Annotated in this window: 1 pseudogene; it reads left to right on the top strand. The window is 69.5% G+C overall.

What is annotated here, in order from left to right:
- Window positions 1-195 (top strand): annotated as a pseudogene (locus tag ON34_RS20455) (alpha/beta hydrolase); the annotation flags it as partial.
- Between the last annotated feature and the right edge of the window lie 18 nt (window positions 196-213).

Here is a 213-nt window from a genome sequence, read left to right as displayed (position 1 = left end):
GTCCTGCTGGTCGGCGGGCCCGCCGACGTGATCACCCCGGCCCCCGCCGTCGAGGCGGGTACCCGCATCCTCACCGGGGCGGCGCTGGTCCGCTACGAAACCGCGCCCGGCAGCCATTTGGGGATCCTGGCCGGACCGACCGCGCGCGACACGACATGGAGTTATCTGGAGAAGTTCTTGGCCGAGACCGCATAAAGCGCGCCGAGTATTACG

Origin of the sequence: Nocardia pneumoniae NBRC 100136 (assembly GCF_000308755.1) — a bacterium.
GTDB classification, from domain to species: domain Bacteria; phylum Actinomycetota; class Actinomycetes; order Mycobacteriales; family Mycobacteriaceae; genus Nocardia; species Nocardia pneumoniae.
Note: the sequence above shows the minus strand (reverse complement) of the source record. Positions and strands in the feature narration are given on the sequence as shown.